Here is a 19,341-nt window from a genome sequence, read left to right as displayed (position 1 = left end):
GACCGGAGGGGAACCGGTCCGGCCCTCGCGGCACGTCACCGCCACCGCGCGGCAGGCGATCCACTCCAGCGCCCGGCGCTGATGTCGGCACGGCCGGGCCATAGCCAGTTGAGCGCGATTCGTGCTCGGCTATCGCCCGGGTCCGGGCGGCCCGAGGTCAGTTCGTGTGGCGGATGATCGAGTCGGCGATCCGCTCGGTGAGCCCTGGCGAGAAGGCTGAGGATTGTGGAACGTTCGGTGCTCGTGGGTCACGCCCGTATCCCCTGTCATGCTTGCCGTAGGCAGGCACCCGATCTCGACTGGTCGGATGCGCTCCCAACGATCGGCCGCCGTGCCGACCGCCGGCGTCATCTACCGCGACCCGGCCGCCGTCCACCGTCCACCGTCCACATGCTCAGCGATGAGGGCGGCACCAGGTACATCGTGCGCCCGGTCAGACTGAAGTAACCGCTGGCACGGGGGTCGGACGAAGAAACCGGCATTTCCGGAAAAACCACCGCATTAGGTGCGTAACGTGCCGGACATGGTCTCTCGCACATGGCGCAACCTGTTGCTCGCAGCGCTCGGGGTGGGCATGCTCGCCGGTGCCGGTCAACTCGGCATCGCGTTCAGCTTCGGCATCGTCCAGCTCAGCGGCGCCTCGACCGGCGCCGCCGTCAACCAGTGGCCTGCCCAGCTCGTCTGGGTGGGCTGGTTCGCGGCACACGCCGCCGTCGCCGGCACCGTCGTCGCGGCACGCCTGGCCCGCCAGTACGGGGGGCTGGGGAGCCGCAGATTGGTGGCCGTCGCCGCCGCCGCCGCGCTGGGCGCCACCGTCGTGGCACCGCTCTTCGTCCGTCCGGCCCAGGCCGCCGAGCGCTTCTCTGTGGACCCGATCTGGGCCGTCGGCATCTGCGCGACCCTCGGCGCGCTGGTTGGCGCGGGTGCCGCGATCGCCGTACTGGTGAAGCCGCCGCTGGGTTGGAACATGGCGGCAGTGGGTGGCGCGGTTTGGCTGCTGGCGCTCGTCTCGGTCGTCCCGTCGCTCGCAACCGCTGGGCCGGTGCCCGCCGTACGGCTCGGTGTGCTGGAGCCGGCCGGGCTCGACGCCGACGCGGCACACCGGCTGGCGATCCTGATTCTGCCGGCGGTGGCCCTGCTCATCGGCGCGGCGACCGGCGGGCTGGCCCGCTGGCGCGGGCATCCGCCGCTGGTCAACGGCGTGACCGGAGCGGGCGGCACGGTGCTGATCGCGTTCACCTATCTGGCCGCCGGTACCGGCGACGCCATCGACCGGTACCAGATCACGCCGTACTACGGGGCGCTGCTCGCCGTCGCCGCCGGTACGCTCGGTTCGGCCGCCGCCGCGTTGTTCCGCCGGCCGCTCCTGCCGCGCACCGCCGAAGCGCGGGTCGCCGAGCCAACCGACATTCTCCGTCCGCTGTCCGCCGGCCCAACCGTGCGGCAGGCCATGAGGCCGGCCGGTGGTGGTACGACCGACGAGCCGGAGCCCGTCGACCTGGCCGGCACGGAGCCGGTCGCCGGCGCGATCACAGCGAAGCTCCCGACCGCAGCCGAACCGCTGGGCTTCGGTGCACCGGCTGGGGACCGGGACGCCAGCGCCGCACCGGCTGTTATTGCCGCATCGGCCGCACCCGCCGACCTCGCCACACCGGCCGACCTCGATGACACCCCGGAGACATCGGAACCGGCCCCCGCGACGGCAACCTACCTTCCCACGGGACCTGCCGGGGACGGCTCCGGGACGGCGGAGGCCGAGGCCGACAACACCGAACCCGAAGGGATGCCGGCCGACGGGGCCCTCGTCGCTCCGGGGACCCTCCGGATGTACCAACCGCCGAAGACCAACCGGACGCCGGTTCAGGCAACCTGGCCGGTCGTTCCGGCGCGGCGGGTGCCGCCCTCGGCCGAGCCCGCTCCGGGTGCCGAGGCGACCCGGTCAGCCGGCACGCACGAGCGGCCCGAACCGGCGCCCCCACCTCGGCACCGGCCGCCCCTGCCCAACCTGAACCGGGCCGCGAACTGGGACGCCCTCGCGACCGCCCAGCGCGCCGGGCCCCCGCCCACGACCGATGCTGTGCCGGCCCGCACCGCCGGGACCGACCCGGCATCCGTGGTCGAGGCGGGACGGACCAGCGGGCGGCTGGGCCTGTTCCGGCGCAACAAGTCCCGGGCCGACGGGGACGCCGCGGGCACCCTGGCGGACGGCGAGCCGCTGCCGAGACAGGACGCGGAGTTCGTCGACTGGGTGACCCGGCTGGGCAATCCGGTGGCGGACAACGAGCCGGATCAGGAAGGCCGTCGCCGGTCACTCCGCTCCACCGGCAGCAACCACAGCGACCGTTAGGAGCTCTTCGCACTCCAGCCGTACCTGGTGGAGTTGGAGTCTTCGCTGGTAGTTCGCGGTACTGGTGTCGGCGCCGCCATCGCGACCATCGATGAATGTGATCGAAGGTCCGAACCCTGGCAGTTCTCCGTCCGTCCGGCCGTGCCCGAGTACTGGCGCTGCGCCCCGGCCGACTGCCGGTGAAGGCCCCGCAGGTGCAGGTGCTCGCCCGGTCCGGTGTCGACGATCTGATCGACCATTACCCCTTGTCCGGCGCGGCGGCGGGGCGGGCGCGCACGTGCAGCCGCTCCCCCTGCGGCCCGAAGAGACTGAGGGCTTCGGCGGTGCCGGGGCCGGGGTTGAAGAAGAGGTGCGGAATGCGGGTGTCGAACTCGGCCACCTCCCCCGGGGTCAGCGTCAGATCACGATCACCGAGCAGCAGGCGTAGTCGGCCGGAGAGCACGTAGAGCCACTCGTACCCCTCGTGGGCCTGTGGGATTCGGCCCCCGGCGGACGGGTCCGGCGGGAAGATCTGCTTGAACGCCTGGACACCGCCCGGTCGGCGGGTCAGCGGCAGATACGTCACGCCGTGGATGACGATCGGCTTGGGGCGTACCCGGGGGTCGCCGGTGGCGGGGGCGTCGACCAGTTCGTCAAGCGCCACCTGGTAGGCCCTCGCCAGCGGAAGCAGCAGTTCCAGGGTGGGCCGACGGCTACCGGACTCCAGCCGGGACAGGGTGCTCACCGAGATGCCGGTCAGGTCGGCGAGCTGGGTCAGCGTGGTCCCGCGTTGGTGACGCAGGGCACGCAGCCGGGGGCCGACGGCCGCCAGCGCGGCACTGTCCTCGTTTGCCATAACGGCAAGGATAGTTGCCACCCTGCCGGCGGCGACGGATGGTGGGCGCAGCCGACAGAGCAAGAGGGAGATACCGGTGGACGAGACATACGACGTGGTGGTGGTGGGTGGCGGCGCCGCAGGGCTCAGCGGAGCCCTGGCGCTGAGCCGGGCCCGACGGTCGGTGCTGGTGATCGACTCCGGTGAGCCGCGCAACGCGCCGGCCGACCGGATACACAACTACCTGGGCCGGGAGGGGACGCCGCCGGGGGAGCTGCTCGCGATCGGACGGGCCGAGGTGGCCGGGTACGGCGGGCAGTTCCGCACCGGACGGGTGCAGGCCGCGACCCGGGACGACGACGGGTTCCGGCTGAGTCTGGACGGCGGAGATTCGGTGCGGGCCCGCCGGCTGCTGGTGACCACGGGACTGACCGACGAACTGCCCGACGTGCCCGGCCTGGCCCAGCGGTGGGGTCGCGACGTGCTGCACTGCCCGTACTGCCACGGCTGGGAGGTTCGGGACCGCCGGATCGGCGTCCTGGCGACCAGCCCGCTGAGCGTGCACCAGGCCGAGATGTGGCGACAGTGGAGCCCCAGCGTGCTGCTCCTCCTGCACGACTCCCCGGCACCCGACGCGGAGACCGCCGAGCGGCTCGCCGCCCGCAGCATCGCCGTGGTGCCCGGCCCGGTCGCCGCCGTGGAGGTGACCGACGACGCGCTGACCGGTGTACGGCTCGCCGACGGCCGGGTGGTGGCCCTCGACGCGATAGTGGTGGCGACGCGGCTGACTCCCCGCGCCGACGTGCTGGTGGGGCTGGGTCTCGCCCCGGAGGAGGTGACGATGGGTGAGCACGTCATCGGCGCCCAGATCCCGACCGATGCCACCGGCGCGACGACCGTCCCGGGTGTCTGGGTGGCGGGCAACGTGGCCGACATCCGCGGTCAGGTGATCACGTCCGCCGGGGCCGGCCTGAACGCGGCGGCGGCGATCAACGCCGACCTCATCGCCGAGGAGACCCGCGACGCGGTGGCCGCGTACCGGCAGATGCTGGCAACGACGTTCGAGGAACCGGCGTGGGAGGAGCGCTACCAGTCCCGCCCTTCGGTCTGGAGTGGCCGGCCGAACCCGCAACTGGTCGCCGAGGTCACCGACCTGGCCCCGGGGCGCGCCCTGGACGTGGGCAGCGGCGAGGGCGCCGACGCGGTGTGGCTGGCCGAGCGCGGCTGGCAGGTGACGGCGGTGGACATCTCGACCACGGCGTTGAGCCGGGCCGCCGCGCACGCCGAGGCCGCCGGCGTGGGCGACCGGATCGAGTTCACCCACGCCGACCTACGGGACAAGCCGCCCACCGAGGAGGCGTACGACCTGGTGTCCGCGCAGTTCATGCACCTGCCACCGGCGGAGCGGCGGGAGTTGTTCGGCCGGCTGGCCGCTGCTGTGGCACCAGGCGGCGTCCTGCTGATCGTCGGGCACCACCCGTCGGATCTGTGGGGAGCAGCGCACCGGATGCACATGCCGGAGGCGATGTACACCGCGCAGGACGTGGCCGCCGAGTTGGAGCCGACCCACTGGGAGGTGTTGGCGGCTGAGGAACGCTCCCGCCTCGTCACCAACCAGAACGGCGAGGGCATCACCCACCACGACGCGGTCCTGGTCGCCCGCCGACGCTGACCTCGCACCGAGGTGACCTGCGTCGATCATGGAGTTGTGGTGGATGACAAAGGTGGTGGAGCACCACCTTTCCGGCACCACGAGTCCATGATCGGCGCGGGATCGGGGGGACGCGGGACGGCAACGTGAGAGGTGGTGGGGCAGGACTTCGCATGAGGTCCGCTCGGCGGTAGCGTTGCGCCACACTGACGGCCCGTGGGGCAGGCGACCGCCGACCCTGACGCCCCGATCGTACGGAGGATGGTGCATGTCCATCGGCGCTGAGCCGCACGCAGCACGCGACGATGCGGCCTCCCGGCCGAGCTTCGAGCTCGCCCTGCGCGGATACGACAAACGCCAGGTGGACAGACACCTGGAGCAGCTCGACGGCCAGATCGCGATGCTGAGCGGAGAGCACGGGCGTTCCGCCGTCCGCGTCCGTGAACTGACCGCCGAGGTGCAGCGGCTGCGCGCCGAACTGGCCGAGCTTCAGGAGCAACCCGTGCAGGTGGACCGCGCTTCGTTCCACGATCTGGGCCCGATGGTCGGCGAGATCATGGCGCTCGCCGAGAAGCAGGCTGGCATCATCACCGAGTCGGCCACCGATCGGGCCAACGAGCTGCGCAGCGAGTCCGAGCGGATCCTCGCCGACACCCGTGAGCGGGCCGCGCAGGCACGTCAGGATCTGGCCGAGGAGCTGGCCGCCCGGCGGGCCGAGCAGGAGCAGGCGCACGAGGAGCGGCGCACCCTGGCCGAGGCCGAACTGACAGCGATCCGCGAGCACGCCGAGCAGTTGCGGGCCGACGGTGAGGCCGCGCACGAGCGCGCCCAGCACGAGGCCAAGCGGATCACCGAGCAGAGCGCGCAGCAGCTCAACCAGACCCGGGTGGCCGCCGATGCGCTGATGAAGTCGGCCCGTACCCAGATCCAGCAGGAACTCCAGTCGACCCGCTCCAAGCACCAGCAGGAGATGGCCCAGTGGCAGGCCAGCGTGGAGCGAGAGGTCAACGAACGGCGTACCGCCGCCGAGCAGGACATCGCCGAACAGCAGGCCGCCGCCGAGCAGGAGTTGGCCGAGCAGCGCAGCGCGACCGAGCAGCAGATCGCCGCGCTGCTGGCCGAGGCACAGCAGCACGTGACCGAGCTGCGCAACCGCGCCGACGAACAGGCCGCCAGCCATCAGCAGCAGCTCGCCGCCCTGCAGAAGGAGCTCGAGGAGCGCCGGCAGGAAGCCGCCGAGCTGAACGCCGAGCTGGACACCGGCCGCCAGCAGCTCGCCGAGATCCGCCAGGAGGGCGAGACGCTGGAGAACGAGCTGTCCCGAATGCAGCAGCGACTCAGTGAGGTCCGTCGGGACCTGACCGCCGAAAGTGCCCGGTTGGACGAGGCCCGCCGGGCCGGGGACTCCGCCGAGCGGCACGCCAAGGAGGTCCGCGCCCGCGTACAGCGGGAGGCGAAGCGGGTGGCCGACCTCGCCGCCGCCGCTGTCATGGCCGCGGCAGCCGGCGGTACGGAGACCGCCGAGTACCCGATGGTGGGTTCCCGCTCCAGCGCCGACCGGCCCGCCCCCGAGCGGGTAGGCGTCGAGCGGCTCACCGTCGAGCGCGTCGGCGTCGACAGGTACTCCGCCGAGCGACCGACAGTGGACGATGCGGACGCCGATCGCGCCACTGCCGACCGCGCCCCGCTCAACGCCGCACCTGCCGACCGGAGCCGGGTCGAGAACGGCTACGCCGACCTGGCCCCGGTAGAACAGTCCACTGGCGGGCGGGCCCAGGCGGAGCAGGCGAACGACGAGGAGGCGGACGCACCGACGGTGGCGGACGATCCGACGACGTCCGAACCTACGGCGGCCCGGGAGGCTGGCGCCGACGACGCCGAGCGGATCTTCCCTCGGCACATCGGCACTGACGCACCGACGCCCGTACCGTTCCTGGCCTTCGGGCAGCCGGTCAGCGAGAACGGCGCCGCCCGGCACTGACCATCAGCAGTGGTTGCACCCGGGCCCGGGCCGAGCGCCCAGCGGTGATCAGGTGATGAAAAGTAGGTAGTGGATGGCCCGCAGACCTACTTCTCATCACCTGATCAAGGGACGGGGCGGCCCGGGCGGATTCTGCGCGGAACCGGGTCGCCGTGCCCGCTTGAGCTGGCAGGCTGGGCTGGCCGCCGCGCACCAGCGGTGGCCGCCGGCCTGGCCGGTGACCGAGAGGAGCGCCCGGTGACCGACCAACCGGAGGAGTTCGACCTGCTCGTCGTCGGTGGCGGCAAAGCCGGCAAGACGTTGAGCATGGACGTCGCCCGATCCGGTCAGCGGGTCGCCATGGTCGAGCGCGGCATGATCGGCGGCAGCTGCATCAACGTCGCGTGCATCCCGACGAAGGCGCTGGTGACCAGCGCGCGGGCGGCCCGTCAGCTGCGGGACGCGTCGGCGCTCGGCCTGGCGGTGGAGGGCGGTCGGGTCGACATCGACCTGTTGCGCGCGCACAAGCAGGACGTGGTCGAGGGGATGGTCGCCGCCAACCGGCAGCAGTTCCTCGACTCCGGCCTGCACCTGGTGATCGGCGAGGCCCAGTTCGTCGGCCCACGAACCGTACGGGTGGCACTCGCCGACGGCGGCGAGCGACTGCTGCGCGGCAGCGACGTGGTGATCAACACGGGCACCCGCCCCCACCTGCCGTCGGTGCCCGGGATGGCCGAGGCCGGGGTGCTCACCAGCGACGAGTTGCTGCACCTGGACCGGCTGCCGGCCCGGCTGGTGGTGCTCGGCGGCGGCACCGTCGGGGTGGAGTTCGCGCAGATGTTCGCGTTGTTCGGCAGCGCGGTGACACTGGTCGAGGGTGGTCCGCGGCTGCTCACCCGCGAGGACCCCGACGTCAGCGACGCGGTGATGCGCGTCTTCCTCGATGACGGCATCGACGTACGGGTGGGTGTGGCGGTCGCGCGGGTCGACCGGGAGGCCGACGGCTCGCTCCGGGTGACACTGGACGACGGCAGCGTGGTGATCGGGGACGACGTGCTGGTGGCGGCCGGGCGGGAACCGGTCACCGGCGGGCTCGGCCTGGACGTGGCCGGCGTACGGCTCAGCGAGCGGGGCTTCGTGGAGGTCGACGAGCACCTGCGCACCAGCGCCGAGCGCACCTGGGCGGCCGGAGACGTCGCCGGCAGCCCGCAGTTCACCCACGTCTCGTTGGACGACTACCGCATCATCCGGGCGAACCTCGCGGGAGGCCAGCGCAGCACCGCCGACCGGCTGATCCCGTACACCGTCTTCACCACCCCGGAGCTGGCGCGGATCGGGCTGACCGAGACCGAGGCGCGCCGCGCCGGGTACGACGTCCAGGTGGCCCACCTGCCGGTCGCCGCCATCCCCCGGGCACGCACCCTGCGCCAGACCCAGGGCATGTGGAAGGCGGTCGTCGACAGCGGCACCGACCGGATCCTCGGTGCGTCGTTGCTCGGCGCCGAGGCCGGTGAGGTGATCACCTCGGTGCAGCTGGCCATGCTCGCCGGAATGCCGTGGACCGCCCTGCGGGACGCGATCATCACCCACCCGACCATGACCGAGGGTCTCAACCTGCTCTTCGCCTCGCTGGAGTCCAGCCCGGTCCGCTGAGCGCCGCAGGACCCGCCCAGGCGACCGCTACCCGGCGATCTCGTCGCGTACCCGTTGTTGGAAGGCACGGGCCTGCGCCCCGGTGGGCGGCGGCCCGCCGTGCCGTGCGGCGACCGCCTGACGGATCACCTCGGCCCGGTCGCCGGCGTCGATCAGCCGCTGGCCGGCAGCCACCTTCGCCAGCCAGACACCGTCGCGGTGGCGCACCAGTGACCGGCAGGCGCCGAGTACGGCGTCCTCGGTGCCGGGCGCGGGTTGGTCGGCCGGCGGTGTGGGCAGGGCGAGCCACCAGGACAGCGCCTCGATGAGCAGCCGGCGCAGGTCGGCCGGGGCGAGGTCGGCGAAGGCCTCCCCCGCCGGCGGGCCGAGCAGTGGGAGTCCACTCTGGTGCAGGATGCTGCGATCGAGGCCGTACCAGAATCGGCCGTCGGCGGCCGGGCGGTCGGCGGGGTCGAGGGTGCGCCGGAACGGCATGCCGGCCCCGGTGTTGAGTTCGACCTCGAAGCCGGGCTCGGGGGTGCCGGAGGCGGCCACCGCCCGGTCGTAGACGACCAGTTCCAGTCCGCGTGCGGGGCAGGGCAGCGCCTCGTGCCGCAGCCGGGCGACCAACGTCCGCTTGGCGGTGTCGGTGAGCGGCCCGGCACTGAGCAGCGCCACGTCCACGTCGCTGCGGTCGGGCTGGTACGCCCCGAGCCCCACCGAGCCGGCCGCGTACGCGCCGACCAGGTCGGCGCCGAGCACGTCGCGGGCGGTGGTGACGAGGTCCTCGAGGTAGCGCTGAAGATCGGAGTCCACGGGCCATCATGGCGCACGGGCCAGCGCCGGGCGGGGCTACCCCGCGTAGAGCAGCAGCAGGCCGGCGACGGTGTAGGCGACCATCAGTGCCAGCAGGGGTAGTTGGCCGGCCACCGCCCGGGCCCGGGGGAACAGGTACAGGGCGCGGTCGTGGGCGAGCAGCGTGCCGAGCAGGTGCCCGAGGATGATGACGGTGATCTGGAGGGTCGCCACCCCCGAGGGCGTGATCAGCGCGGTCCGCGGCTCCCAGTCGGCGGTGCCGAGCCAGTTGGCACCGGTGCCCAGGGGGTCGGAGAGCAACGCGACAGTGCGCTGGCCCTCCAGGATCAGCAGCGAGTAGTAGTGCGCTACCACGTACCCCACAGCGATCGGCACGATGGAGTGGGCAATCTCGCCCGGCACTCCGCGGGTCTCGGCCGTACCGGCGCGACCGATGCGCGCCGCGGCACCGGTGGCGGCGAGGTACGCCACCGCGACAGCGGCGATGACGAGGCTCAGACCGGCGCTGCCGGTGACCGCCGGGTGCAGGCCGTTCTCCTGGCTGAATCGCAACCAGCCCGGCGCGTTGGAGAGGCTGTCGTACATTGTCGAGCCGAGCAGCACGATCACCACGGCGACCAGCCCGGGGCGGGGTCGCAGGCCGGCGATCCCGTCGAGCGGGTTGCGCCAGACCAGCACGCCATCGGCGGCCCGGCCGAGCGGGGCGAGGTGACCGATCACTGTGCTGTACGCCTCGAACGGGTCGGCGTGGTCGAACCAGCCGGCGCCGAACAGCACCGCGCCGGCCAGCAGGATCACCGCGTACCCGACCAGCCAGGCGGTGATGACCGGCAGGGTGGCCCGGTCGGGGGCGACCAGTTCCAGCCAGACGAACCCGAACAGCGTGGCGGCGGCCGGCCACCAGCCGACGCTGTCGGGCAGCTCACGAAGCCCCCGGTTCGGGTCGCGCCGCGCCGCCAGCGCCGCGAGCAGGTGCACGGTGCGCAGCGGGTTGACCGCCCGCCAGATCGGGCCGAGCAGCAGCGACAGCGGAGCCAGCCCGACCCAGAGCAGCACGTAGAGCGCGCCGGCTGTGGGGTTGTCAGCGGTGTCCGGGCCGCCCAGCAGACCGAGGCAGAACCAGGCGGCGGCGAGCAGGCCGAGCCCGCGCAGCGTCCACCGCAACGCGGGCGCGTCGACGAGTCGGGCGAGCCACCGCGGCGCCGGCCGACCGCCGGTGGCGTCCCGGTCGAGCCGAGGTTCGCGCCAGAGCAGGCCCAGCGCCACGAACGTGACGACGAGGGTGAGCGCGGCGGCGGCGACGAGCTGCGGCAGTGTGATCGGCAGGTCCTGGCGGCCACCGACGCCGTGTGCCAGCAGCGTGGGAGCGGCCGTCATGTCGTTCAGCGGACGACGAGCTGGAAGAGCACCAGCTCGGACTCGTGCGTCTCCACCTCGAACAGCCCGGTCTTGTCGGCGCGGAACTCCACCGAGCCGGGCGTGCCGGCCGGCAGTCGGGCGCCCAGGTCGTAGCCGTGCACGTGCAGTTCGTCGGCCACGTCGGAGGTGACGGTGATCCGGACCAGCTGGCCCTTACTGACGGTGACCCGTCCGGTGGGCGGATCGACCCGCTTCTTCGCGATGGTGACGGTGATCTGTTGGTCCACGGCGGTGGTGCTGGCGGAGGCGCTGGGCGTGCTGGTGGCCGTCGGGGTCGGCGCGGTGGGGGTGGCGCTCGACGGGGCGACGGACGTGGGCGTCGTCGAGGGGGTGGCCACCGAGGGGTCGTCGTCGTGCCCGCAACCGGCGAGGAGCAGGGCGGCGACGGTGGCGGTGGCGAGGGTGGCGGCGGTCCGGGCGGCGGGGGTACTGACGAACACGGGCGGACTCCGAACGACGCGAGGGGGACGGGTGTCGGGTTGATCGTCGGGGAGGAGAACTCTACGTCTTGTTCGGTGCCGGGGAAATGACCATGATGAACGAATGCGATCGAAGCTCGTCACTGTGCGTAAGGTCCTGAGTCGTGTCGCGGCGGCGCTGGCGGCGACGGTGGTGGTGTCGCTGCTGCTGCCGGTCACCCCGGCGTCCGCGCACGGCCAGCTGGCGACCTCCACCCCACTGAAGGGCACTGTCGTACGCGAGCCGCTGACCCGGTTGGCGTTGTACTTCACCGAGAAGCCCGCGTCCAACGCGCACTTCGCCATCAGCGGTCCGGACGGGTCGCGAGTGGACAACGGGTGGTCCTACGGTGAACCGAAGCGGCTGGACAAGCCGGTCACCGAGTACTTCATGGTCAACGGCGTGTTCGAGCCGAGGCTGTACCACACCGGCTTCCCGGCCATGGTTACCGTCGCGCACTGGCCGGCGAAGGGCCGCTACACCGCCAGTTACCTCTCGGTCGCCTCGGACGGTGAGGCGGTGCGGGGCGAGGTGGCCTTCGACTACCAGGGCCCGGGCACGCCGGCCCCGGCGGGCTGGTCGGCGCCCACGGCGGGGCCGGATCCGGCGCTGCTCGCCCAGGCCGAGGGCGAGGGATCGACCAGCTCCGGGACCACCGGCAGCCCGGTCGCCCCTACCGGCGCTGCGGCGAGCGCGCCGGCCGGTGCCACGCAGGAGCAACGCGGCGGCGGGTTTCCGGCCTGGCTGGTCCCGGCCCTGATCGTCGTCGTGGTCTCGGCGATCGTGCTGGTGGCGGCCCGTCGTCGGCCGGCGACGAGCCGAGCTTCCACTGTGGATAGGCGATCCGCCGGCGGCGCGGGCCGGGGCAGAGCCGCAACCCGTACGTCTACCAACCCGACTCGGAAGTCCGGCAATCGGACCGGCGGTCCGGCGCGGCGCGGACGGCGGTAGACAGTCGCAATAGCCGGGCATTCTTCGCGTACCGTCGTGAACTTTCGCACGGGCATTGGAAACTTTTGATGTATCGAGGCGAAGCCATGGACAGTCCAATCGAAACACCTTAATGTTCCGAGCCATCCACCCGGTGTTTCCGCAACGTCACTCGTCGGCGTCGAGGACGTTACGGAGCCGGGCCGACGGTCGTCCTCACCGCTGATCCACGCCGGCCGTCGGACACTCCACTGCCTCCTGGAGGAACGATGGGCACACGCCTGCTACGCCGACTCCACCATCCCGTCCTGGGTGCGCTGACACTCGTCCTCGCCGCCGGTCTCTGGGCCGTCCCCGCCAACGCCGCCCCCGCGCAGGAACCGGGCGTCACGCTGCGCGTCTTCGACGTGCAGGTGCCGCTGTCCGAGTTGTGCACGCTCAAGCCCGCCCAGACCCCGAACGTGGACAAGCTGATGTCCACAGTCAACTGGACCTCGGCGGCCGACTTCGGCTTCGAGGACAACTTCGTCTCGCAGGTGCTCGGCAACATCACCACCACCCAGGCCGGCAGCTACACCTTCCGGCTCAGCAGCGACGACGGCTCCAAGCTGTCGATCGACAACGCGGTGGTGATCAACCATGACGGCCTGCACGGCGCGACCCCGCCGAAGGAGGGCACCGTCACCCTCACCGCCGGCCTTCACCCGCTGCGTATCGACCACTTCGAGCGTGGGGGCGGGCAGCAGATCACCCTGGAGTGGAAGACTCCCGGTTCGTCGACCTTCGTGGTCGTACCGAACTCGGCGCTGAGCACCGACGCCGGCGTGGTCCGGGTGACCGCACCCGGACGCAAGGAGTGCGAGGGCGTCTCCGACACCCCCGGTGACGGCCTGCCGCTGACCGGCGTACACCCCGGCTACACACTGACCAACCTGCGGCCCAGCGGCTTCCAGCCGAAGGTCACCGGCATGGACTGGCTGGCCGACGGCCGACTGGTCATCAGCACCTGGGGCGGCAGCGACCAGTCCGGCACCTCCCAGGACGGCGAGGTCTGGATCCTCGGCAACACCGGCGGATCGACAGCCCCGGGCAACGTGACCACCAAGAAGATCGCCGGCGGCCTCAAGGAACCGATGGGGCTCAAGGTCGTCGACGGGGTGGTCTACGTGACCGAGAAGCAGCGGTTGACCCGGCTGGTGAACACCGGCGGTGACGAGGTGGCCGAGCGTCTGGAGACCGTCGCCACCTGGCCGTACGGCGGCAACTTCCACGAGTTCGCGTTCGGCCTGCTCTACCAGGACGGGTTCTTCTACCTGAACCTGTCGGTGTCGATCAACTCCGGCGGCGCCACCACCAACCCGCAGCCCGCTACCAACCGGGGCACCACCCTCAAGGTCAACAAGGACACCGGCGCGGTGAGCTACGTCGCCGGCGGCCTGCGTACGCCACACGGCATCGGCTGGGGCCCGGAGGGCGGCATCTTCGTCACCGACAACCAGGGCGGCTGGCTGCCCTCGTCGAAGCTGGTGCACGTCAAGCAGGGCCGGTTCTTCAACCACTTCACGAACCCGGCCGGCCCGTTCGACACCGCTGCTGTCACGCAGCCGGTGCTCTGGATGCCGCAGAACGAGATCGCCAACTCGCCCAGCACGCCGCTCTACCTGACCAGCGGTCGCTACGCCGGCCAGTTCGTCATCGGCGACGTGACCTACGGCGGCCTGCAACGGGCGAATGTGGAGAAGGTCAACGGCGAGTACCAGGGCGCGCTGTTCCGGCTCACCCAGGGCTTGGAGGCGGGCGTCTCCGAGGTCAACGTCGGCCCGGACGGCGCGATCTACGTCGGCGGGCTCGGCGCGGGCGGCAACTGGGGGCAGACCGGCAAGCTCTCGTACGGCCTGCAGAAGCTCACCCCGAACACCGCCACCACGTTCGAGATGCTCGCGATGCGCGCCACCACTACCGGCTTCGAGGTGGAGTACACCCAGCCCGTCTCGACGGCGACCGCCGCCGAGCTGGCCGCGCGCTACAAGCTCAAGCAGTGGAGGTACGTGGCGACGTCGAACTACGGCGGGCCGAAGATCGACGAGGAGACGCTGACCGTCACCTCGGCCACCGTCTCGGCGGACGGCAAGAAGGTCAGCCTCACGGTGCCTGGTCGCAAGGCCGGCCGGGTGGTGCACCTGCGCTCGCCGCGCCCGTTCACCTCCGCCAGCGGCGAGTCTCTGTGGAGCACCGAGGCGTGGTACACGCTCAACTCGATCCCGGGCAGTCCCCCGCCGCCGACCGGCGGCACCATCACCGGCGTCGGCGGCAAGTGCCTGGACGTCGACAACTCCGGTACCGCCGACGGCACGAAGATCCAGCTCTACACGTGCAACGGCACCGCCGCGCAGTCGTGGACGAAGGTCGGCGACACGTACCGGGTGCTGGGCAAGTGCCTGGACATCGACAACGCCGGCACCGCCAACGGCACGAAGATCCAGCTCTGGACCTGCAACGGCACCGGCGCGCAGGTCTGGCAGCCGCAGGCCGACGGGTCGATCCGCAACCCGCAGTCCGGCAAGGTCATGGAGGCCGCAGGCGGTAGCAGCGCCGACCGCACCCAGATCCAACTCGGCACGTACGCGGGCGGCGCACACCAGAAGTGGGTGGTCAGCAGCGGGGTAACCGGCTGACCTCGGACGAAGGGGCGCGGTCTGACCGGCGGGTCAGGCCGCGCCCGGCCGTTCGCGGCGCGACGATCTCCGCTCAGCGGAACAGCACCGGCCGGTTCCCCCGGGCGCCGACGAGGTGGCCCCGGATGTTGATGTCCTCGATCGAGTCGGTCTCCGACACGCCCCGGGCGGTCAGGTCGGTCATCACCCCGTTGCGCCAGAGGAACGGGCGCCACGCCGCTGTGGTGGTGCTCTGGCCCACCACCGCGCCCCGGTCGTTGATCGCGGTGGCGCGGCTCCAGTAGCCACCGAGCGTGCCGAGGTCGGTCAACGTCCCGTTCTGCCAGCGGAACGCCCGCCCGTTCGCCGCGCCCACCACCTGGCCCCGATTGTTGACCCCGATGGCCTCGCTGCCGATCTGGGTGAAGACGCCGTTGCGCAGGAGACCGCCGACGCAGGTGCACGGATAGTCCTGCGGCGGCACGTTGAACCCGCCCACCACGTCACCCGCGTTGTTGAAGTCGGCGGTGAACTCGTAGAAGTACTCCAGGCCCAGGTCGGTGAAGACACCGTTGCGCCACACGAAGCGGTGCGGCATCTCGCCGGCCGGTTCGCTGGTGCCGAGCACCTGCCGCCGGTCGTTGACGCCGATGGCCACGCTGTTCTCCCCGCCCAGGGTGCCCAGGTCGTGGAGCTGACCGTCGCGCCAGAGCACCGCACGGGTCAGGTAGTCCGAGCCGAACGAGGTGATCGCCACGTCACCGAACTCGTTGACGTCCACGGCGCTGGAATCCGTGTCGCCCGGCAGCACGCCCAGGTCGGTGATGACACCGTGGTGCCAGAGCACGGCGTGCCGGGCGCCGCTGGCGACGGTGCTCCAGCCGACGATGTCGCCGCGGTCGTTCATCGCCGTCGCAGCGCCGTCACCCCCGCTCAGGGTGCCGAGGTCGACGACCCGATAGCTGTGCGGTGACGCGGTGGCGGGAGCGGGAGCGAGGGTGATCAGCACGACGATGGTCGTCGCTGCGGTCAACAGGGGACGCGGGGACACCATGGACGCCAAGGGGGACGCTCCTCGGATCGGAGCGGCGACGACCCGGCGGACGGGCGCGGGACCACCACCACTGCGCGTTCGATCGGTAACGCACAGTAGATCCGGTGTCGTGGCGGCGCGCCAGGGACCGAACGGTCACCGACGCCCGAGGCGCGCGGCGGTTGGGGGCGTCGGTCAGGGGCCGTGCGGCAGCGGTTGCGCCAGTGCCCGCAGGTCCGCCGGGAGTTGGGCCAGGGCGTCCTCGAACTCCCGGTGCCCGACCACACGGTGCATCGTCTGGAGCACCGCGCGCGTGCCGCGCTCGGCGGCCGGCCGGTCGATCCCGGCGCGGTCGGCCACCCGGCGCAGGAACTCGTCGTAGCCGAACGTTTCCGGCGGCTCGGCGGCCTTGATCAGCAGCGGGCTCAGCTCGGCGGCCAGGTGGGGAGCCAACGCGCCCGCCTCCCCGCCGCTGAGCCGCTCGGTGAGGGTCCGCAGGACCGCCTCGGTGAGCGGGCGCGCCTGCTCCGGCGGGAGACCCGCCCGTGCCGCAACCTTGTCGACGAACGCCAGCTCGGCCATGCCCCCGCCCTTCGCTTTCGGAAACGCGTGGCTACCCGGGCCCACCGGCGGCAAACCCGGCGGCCGCAGCGGGGATGGTTCTGCTGGTTGCTCCGCGCGGTGCCGTCGGCTTCTCGTACGGTGAGGTCGGACCGGGAACCCGACGGCTGCCCGACGGCGGCCCGTGCCGCAGGAGGAGCAGATGGCCCTCGACCTGCCCGACGTGATCGACAGCTACTTCCGGGCCGTCAACGACCGGGACCTGGACGCGTTCGTCGCCTGCTTCGCGGACACCGCGAGTGTCGCCGACGAGGATCGGCTGTACGACGGGCGGGCCTCGATCCGCGCCTGGCGGCAGAAGACGATGGACGCCTACGCGTACACCGCGGAGCCGGTCCGGGTCACGTCGCAGGCCGGCGACTCGTACCTGGCCATCACCCGGGTGTCCGGTGACTTCCCCGGCAGCCCGATCGAGCTGCGGTACCGGTTCACGCTGCGCGACGGGCTGATCGGCGCCCTGGACATCCGTCCCTGACGGCGAGTCCCGCTGCCGGGGCCGCGAGGCTGGTCGGGCCCGCCCGTAGGTGATCAACCGCCGAACGGACGAGACAGCCAAGAGGGCAGCGGGTGACATGATGTGGCGACACCAGCTGTCGCTACGAGAAGGGTTCCGGCTGCCCGATGGCGCACTTCGAGGCTCGCACGCCCACGACACCCGCGCGGAACGCGGTGCCGCTGGCCGGGCAGCCGCACCGGGCGGGCTGATGCCCGGCGAGCGACGGGAGACCGTGGCCGAGCAGAGTGTCCCCACCCACGCAGCGGACACCATGGCGTATCAGGTCGCGACCGACATACGAGCGCTGCGCGCGTTCGTCAGCGCCGGGGCGCTGGCCCGTGGCCTGTCGGCCGAGCGGGTGGAGCTGTTGACGCTGGCGGTCAGCGAGCTGGCCACCAACACGTTGCAGCACACCACCGGCGGCGGCTGGGTACGGCTCTGGGCCGAGCCGGGTCAGCTGTTCTGCGACGTGGTCGACCAGGGGCCGACGCGGGCGTTCGGCCGGAGCATGCCGGCCGCCGACTCGGTACGGGGTCGCGGGCTGGCTATCGTGGAGCAGATCTGTGACGAGGTAGCGGTGCTCACCAGTCCCGGGGAGACCGTCGTACGGATTCGCCTGAGTCTGTGAACGTCGGCGGCGATCCATCCCCGCCCGGGCCAGGTTGGCTGCCACAATGCGGACAGCCCGGGCCGACGGTGGCACCGGGTCGGATCAGAACGGGAGGACGCCACGATGCCGGACAGCGCACGCGAGGCCGAGCTGCTCGACGCCGAGCGCACCCTGCAGGCCGCCCAACGGGCCGGTGACGTCGCCGCCCTCGATCAGCTGCTGGTCGACCAGCTGATCGCCATCGGCCCGGACGGGCGTACCCACAGCAAGCAGGATGACCTGGCCGCCCACCGGGACCGCCGCACGGTCGTCGAGGAGTTGGTGGAGGAGGAGCTGGACCTGCTCGTCGTCGGCAAGACGGGGGTGACGTTCTTCCTGGGCCGGGTGTCCGGCTCTTCCGAGGGGGCGCCGTTCGCGGCGCGGCTGCGCTACACCCGGACGTGGGTCCACGACGACCCGCACGGCTGGCGGGTTCTGGCCGCACACATCAGCCCGGTCTGACTCAACTGCCGTCCTCATCGTCCTCGTCGAGCAGGCCCTGCTCGTCGAGGAACGCGAACCACCGGTCGTCGGCGGGGGTCAGGTCGGCGTAGCCCGGCCCGAGCAGGTAGTAGTCCACGAAGGATTCCACGTCGGGGGCGAGCTCCTCGAACGCGTCGGACATGAACCACTCGGTGCCGGTGGGTGGGAAGTACCAGATCGCTCCCGTGCCACGATCCATGAAGATGGGCTCGTCGCTGCGGACGCCGACCACCAGCCAGCCCGCCCGGTCCTGCGGAATGGACGAGAAGTCCGGCGCGTAGTCCAGGTGGTACTGCACCCCCGCGAGGGTCGACGAGGACGCCAGCTCGACCCGACCCGCCCGCAGCCCGTCGGCCACCAGCAGGAGGTCCCGCAGGTCGGCCGGGAGCCCCGCCGGTACGGCGTCGATGGCCGCCCCCTCGCCGAACTCGGCGTAGGCCAGGCTGTCCGGCACATCGGCCAGCTCAGCCCGCAGCTCCTCGATGAGCTGCCGCAGCTCGAGGTTCAACGCACCACCTCTGTTTCGGATGAGGTCCCGTCCGGCATTGCCCCGGCTGCCCGGAGACCTGCGAGCCGATGCGCGGTTTGGTTCTACCACGCACCGGCGCGTCAGAGCGTCACCTCGCCGAATCCGCCAGCCTTGCCGTCACCACCAGATCGTCGAGCTGCGCCGATCCGGCGGGTTGCTCCGGCAGTCGGCTGTCGCGCTGCGCCTCGTCGAGCCGCGACGCCAGCTCGGCGAGATCCCGGCCGAGGACCGGGCCCGCGACCAGGCCGTCGAGCCCGCCGTGTTCGGCGGACCGCTTCGCCGCGATCAACTCCGGAAGGTACGCCGGCGCGGCCTCGGCGACCAGCAGGCTCGGCAGGTGCGCCAGCATCCGACCGGTGCGCATCAGATGGACGCCGGTGAGCAACGCCCGGAAGGCGTAGAGCAGCGGTTTCAGCTCGCCGGTCGTGTCGAACAGCCGCCGCTGGGTGGCGGCGAAGCCGCGGTAGTGGTGCGCGTGGTGCCGGGTCAGCACCAGCGGTGCCAGCTCGACCAACATGGTGTGCACCGCGGTGGTGCGCACCACCAGCGGCGACAGCAGCTGTTCGAGCACGTAGCCGTTGCGCCGCAGCATCAGCCGGACGAACTTGCGCAGGTCGTGGGTGACCAGGTCCAGCTCCACGCCCTCGCGGTCGGTCATGACCGTGTGGGTCTCGGTCGGCTGCGCCAGCCCGATCAGGTCCTCGACCGGAAGCAGGTGCGCGCCGCGCAGGTCGACGTCCGAGTCCGTGGACGGAAACCCGTACAGGTGGGCGCCGGAGACGGTGGCGAACACCAGCGGGTGCCGCTGCTCGGCGACGATGCCCGCGAGGTCGACGCCGGCCGGCAGC

Annotated in this window: 17 protein-coding genes; 9 read left to right on the top strand and 8 right to left on the bottom strand. The window is 71.9% G+C overall.

Features of this window, described 5'->3' with window-relative positions:
• Positions 1 to 523 precede the first annotated feature (523 nt).
• Positions 524 to 2,347 (top strand): hypothetical protein, encoded by a 1,824-nt coding sequence (locus OG598_RS08755; RefSeq protein ID WP_328653937.1) that lies wholly within the window; start codon positions 524 to 526, stop codon positions 2,345 to 2,347.
• 238 nt (positions 2,348 to 2,585) lie between these two features.
• On the opposite strand, the gene OG598_RS08750 is transcribed toward OG598_RS08755, so the two are convergent.
• Complete coding sequence (locus OG598_RS08750) at positions 2,586 to 3,182, bottom strand: helix-turn-helix domain-containing protein (protein WP_328653936.1); 597 nt, start codon at positions 3,180 to 3,182, stop codon at positions 2,586 to 2,588.
• A 76-nt stretch (positions 3,183 to 3,258) separates the two neighbouring features.
• Between OG598_RS08750 and OG598_RS08745 the strand changes: the two genes are divergently transcribed.
• From OG598_RS08745 to OG598_RS08735, 3 genes are all read left to right on the top strand, one after another.
• Positions 3,259 to 4,833, top strand: coding sequence for a bifunctional NAD(P)/FAD-dependent oxidoreductase/class I SAM-dependent methyltransferase (locus tag OG598_RS08745; protein WP_328653935.1), 1,575 nt, complete (start codon positions 3,259 to 3,261; stop codon positions 4,831 to 4,833).
• 247 nt (positions 4,834 to 5,080) lie between these two features.
• On the top strand, positions 5,081 to 6,793 hold the full coding sequence (locus OG598_RS08740; RefSeq protein WP_328653934.1) for a hypothetical protein: 1,713 nt from the start codon (positions 5,081 to 5,083) through the stop codon (positions 6,791 to 6,793).
• Between the two features lie 237 nt (positions 6,794 to 7,030).
• The gene (locus tag OG598_RS08735) at positions 7,031 to 8,425 is read left to right on the top strand and encodes a dihydrolipoyl dehydrogenase family protein (RefSeq protein WP_328653933.1); all 1,395 of its coding nucleotides are present in this window, start codon (positions 7,031 to 7,033) and stop codon (positions 8,423 to 8,425) included.
• Between the two features lie 27 nt (positions 8,426 to 8,452).
• Here the strand turns inward: OG598_RS08735 and OG598_RS08730 are convergent, their stop codons facing one another.
• Genes OG598_RS08730 through OG598_RS08720 form a run of 3 tightly spaced genes read right to left on the bottom strand, consistent with a single transcriptional unit; the run spans position 8,453 to position 11,079 of the window.
• The gene (locus OG598_RS08730; RefSeq protein ID WP_328653932.1) at positions 8,453 to 9,220 is read right to left on the bottom strand and encodes a nucleotidyltransferase domain-containing protein; all 768 of its coding nucleotides are present in this window, start codon (positions 9,218 to 9,220) and stop codon (positions 8,453 to 8,455) included.
• Positions 9,221 to 9,256: 36 nt separating this feature from the next.
• Positions 9,257 to 10,597, bottom strand: coding sequence for a hypothetical protein (locus tag OG598_RS08725; protein WP_328653931.1), 1,341 nt, complete (start codon positions 10,595 to 10,597; stop codon positions 9,257 to 9,259).
• A 5-nt stretch (positions 10,598 to 10,602) separates the two neighbouring features.
• On the bottom strand, positions 10,603 to 11,079 hold the full coding sequence (locus tag OG598_RS08720) for a hypothetical protein (RefSeq protein ID WP_328653930.1): 477 nt from the start codon (positions 11,077 to 11,079) through the stop codon (positions 10,603 to 10,605).
• A gap of 103 nt (positions 11,080 to 11,182) precedes the next feature.
• Between OG598_RS08720 and OG598_RS08715 the strand changes: the two genes are divergently transcribed.
• Complete coding sequence (locus OG598_RS08715) at positions 11,183 to 12,049, top strand: copper resistance CopC family protein (protein WP_328653929.1); 867 nt, start codon at positions 11,183 to 11,185, stop codon at positions 12,047 to 12,049.
• Positions 12,050 to 12,297: 248 nt separating this feature from the next.
• Complete coding sequence (locus OG598_RS08710; RefSeq protein ID WP_328653928.1) at positions 12,298 to 14,703, top strand: ricin-type beta-trefoil lectin domain protein; 2,406 nt, start codon at positions 12,298 to 12,300, stop codon at positions 14,701 to 14,703.
• 73 nt (positions 14,704 to 14,776) lie between these two features.
• Here the strand turns inward: OG598_RS08710 and OG598_RS08705 are convergent, their stop codons facing one another.
• Together OG598_RS08705 and OG598_RS08700 are read right to left on the bottom strand one after the other, a co-directional pair.
• The gene (locus OG598_RS08705; RefSeq protein WP_328655294.1) at positions 14,777 to 15,736 is read right to left on the bottom strand and encodes a hypothetical protein; all 960 of its coding nucleotides are present in this window, start codon (positions 15,734 to 15,736) and stop codon (positions 14,777 to 14,779) included.
• Between the two features lie 174 nt (positions 15,737 to 15,910).
• Entirely contained in the window at positions 15,911 to 16,297 is a 387-nt protein-coding gene (locus tag OG598_RS08700; protein ID WP_328653927.1) for a DUF2267 domain-containing protein, read from the bottom strand.
• Positions 16,298 to 16,478: 181 nt separating this feature from the next.
• Between OG598_RS08700 and OG598_RS08695 the strand changes: the two genes are divergently transcribed.
• The 3 genes from OG598_RS08695 (at position 16,479) to OG598_RS08685 (ending at position 17,943) form a co-directional block, all read left to right on the top strand.
• Entirely contained in the window at positions 16,479 to 16,811 is a 333-nt protein-coding gene (locus OG598_RS08695) for a nuclear transport factor 2 family protein (RefSeq protein ID WP_328653926.1), read from the top strand.
• A gap of 229 nt (positions 16,812 to 17,040) precedes the next feature.
• The gene (locus OG598_RS08690) at positions 17,041 to 17,460 is read left to right on the top strand and encodes an ATP-binding protein (protein ID WP_124858214.1); all 420 of its coding nucleotides are present in this window, start codon (positions 17,041 to 17,043) and stop codon (positions 17,458 to 17,460) included.
• Between the two features lie 105 nt (positions 17,461 to 17,565).
• The gene (locus OG598_RS08685; protein ID WP_328653925.1) at positions 17,566 to 17,943 is read left to right on the top strand and encodes a nuclear transport factor 2 family protein; all 378 of its coding nucleotides are present in this window, start codon (positions 17,566 to 17,568) and stop codon (positions 17,941 to 17,943) included.
• A gap of 1 nt (position 17,944) precedes the next feature.
• On the opposite strand, the gene OG598_RS08680 is transcribed toward OG598_RS08685, so the two are convergent.
• On the bottom strand, positions 17,945 to 18,472 hold the full coding sequence (locus OG598_RS08680) for a hypothetical protein (protein WP_328653924.1): 528 nt from the start codon (positions 18,470 to 18,472) through the stop codon (positions 17,945 to 17,947).
• Between the two features lie 109 nt (positions 18,473 to 18,581).
• Positions 18,582 to 19,340, bottom strand: a complete 759-nt coding sequence (locus OG598_RS08675) for a nucleotidyltransferase domain-containing protein (RefSeq protein WP_328655293.1) — start codon at positions 19,338 to 19,340, stop codon at positions 18,582 to 18,584.
• Position 19,341: the final 1 nt, after the last annotated feature.

This window comes from Micromonospora sp. NBC_00330 (assembly GCF_036136635.1).
Classification (GTDB): domain Bacteria; phylum Actinomycetota; class Actinomycetes; order Mycobacteriales; family Micromonosporaceae; genus Micromonospora; species Micromonospora salmantinae.
The sequence above is the reverse complement of the archived record's forward strand: the minus strand, read 5'-3'. Positions and strand labels throughout refer to the sequence as shown.

Excerpts from the sequence above, each read along its gene's own strand:
- OG598_RS08755 (WP_328653937.1), top strand. The coding sequence starts at position 524 with ATGGTCTCTCGCACATGGCGCAACCTGTTGCTCGCAGCGCTCGGGGTG.
- OG598_RS08750 (WP_328653936.1), bottom strand. The coding sequence starts at position 3,182 with ATGGCAAACGAGGACAGTGCCGCGCTGGCGGCCGTCGGCCCCCGGCTG.
- OG598_RS08740 (WP_328653934.1), top strand. The coding sequence starts at position 5,081 with ATGTCCATCGGCGCTGAGCCGCACGCAGCACGCGACGATGCGGCCTCC.
- OG598_RS08725 (WP_328653931.1), bottom strand. The coding sequence starts at position 10,597 with ATGACGGCCGCTCCCACGCTGCTGGCACACGGCGTCGGTGGCCGCCAG.
- OG598_RS08715 (WP_328653929.1), top strand. The coding sequence starts at position 11,183 with ATGCGATCGAAGCTCGTCACTGTGCGTAAGGTCCTGAGTCGTGTCGCG.
- OG598_RS08710 (WP_328653928.1), top strand. The coding sequence starts at position 12,298 with ATGGGCACACGCCTGCTACGCCGACTCCACCATCCCGTCCTGGGTGCG.
- OG598_RS08705 (WP_328655294.1), bottom strand. The coding sequence starts at position 15,736 with ATGGTGTCCCCGCGTCCCCTGTTGACCGCAGCGACGACCATCGTCGTG.
- OG598_RS08700 (WP_328653927.1), bottom strand. The coding sequence starts at position 16,297 with ATGGCCGAGCTGGCGTTCGTCGACAAGGTTGCGGCACGGGCGGGTCTC.
- OG598_RS08695 (WP_328653926.1), top strand. The coding sequence starts at position 16,479 with ATGGCCCTCGACCTGCCCGACGTGATCGACAGCTACTTCCGGGCCGTC.
- OG598_RS08690 (WP_124858214.1), top strand. The coding sequence starts at position 17,041 with ATGCCCGGCGAGCGACGGGAGACCGTGGCCGAGCAGAGTGTCCCCACC.
- OG598_RS08685 (WP_328653925.1), top strand. The coding sequence starts at position 17,566 with ATGCCGGACAGCGCACGCGAGGCCGAGCTGCTCGACGCCGAGCGCACC.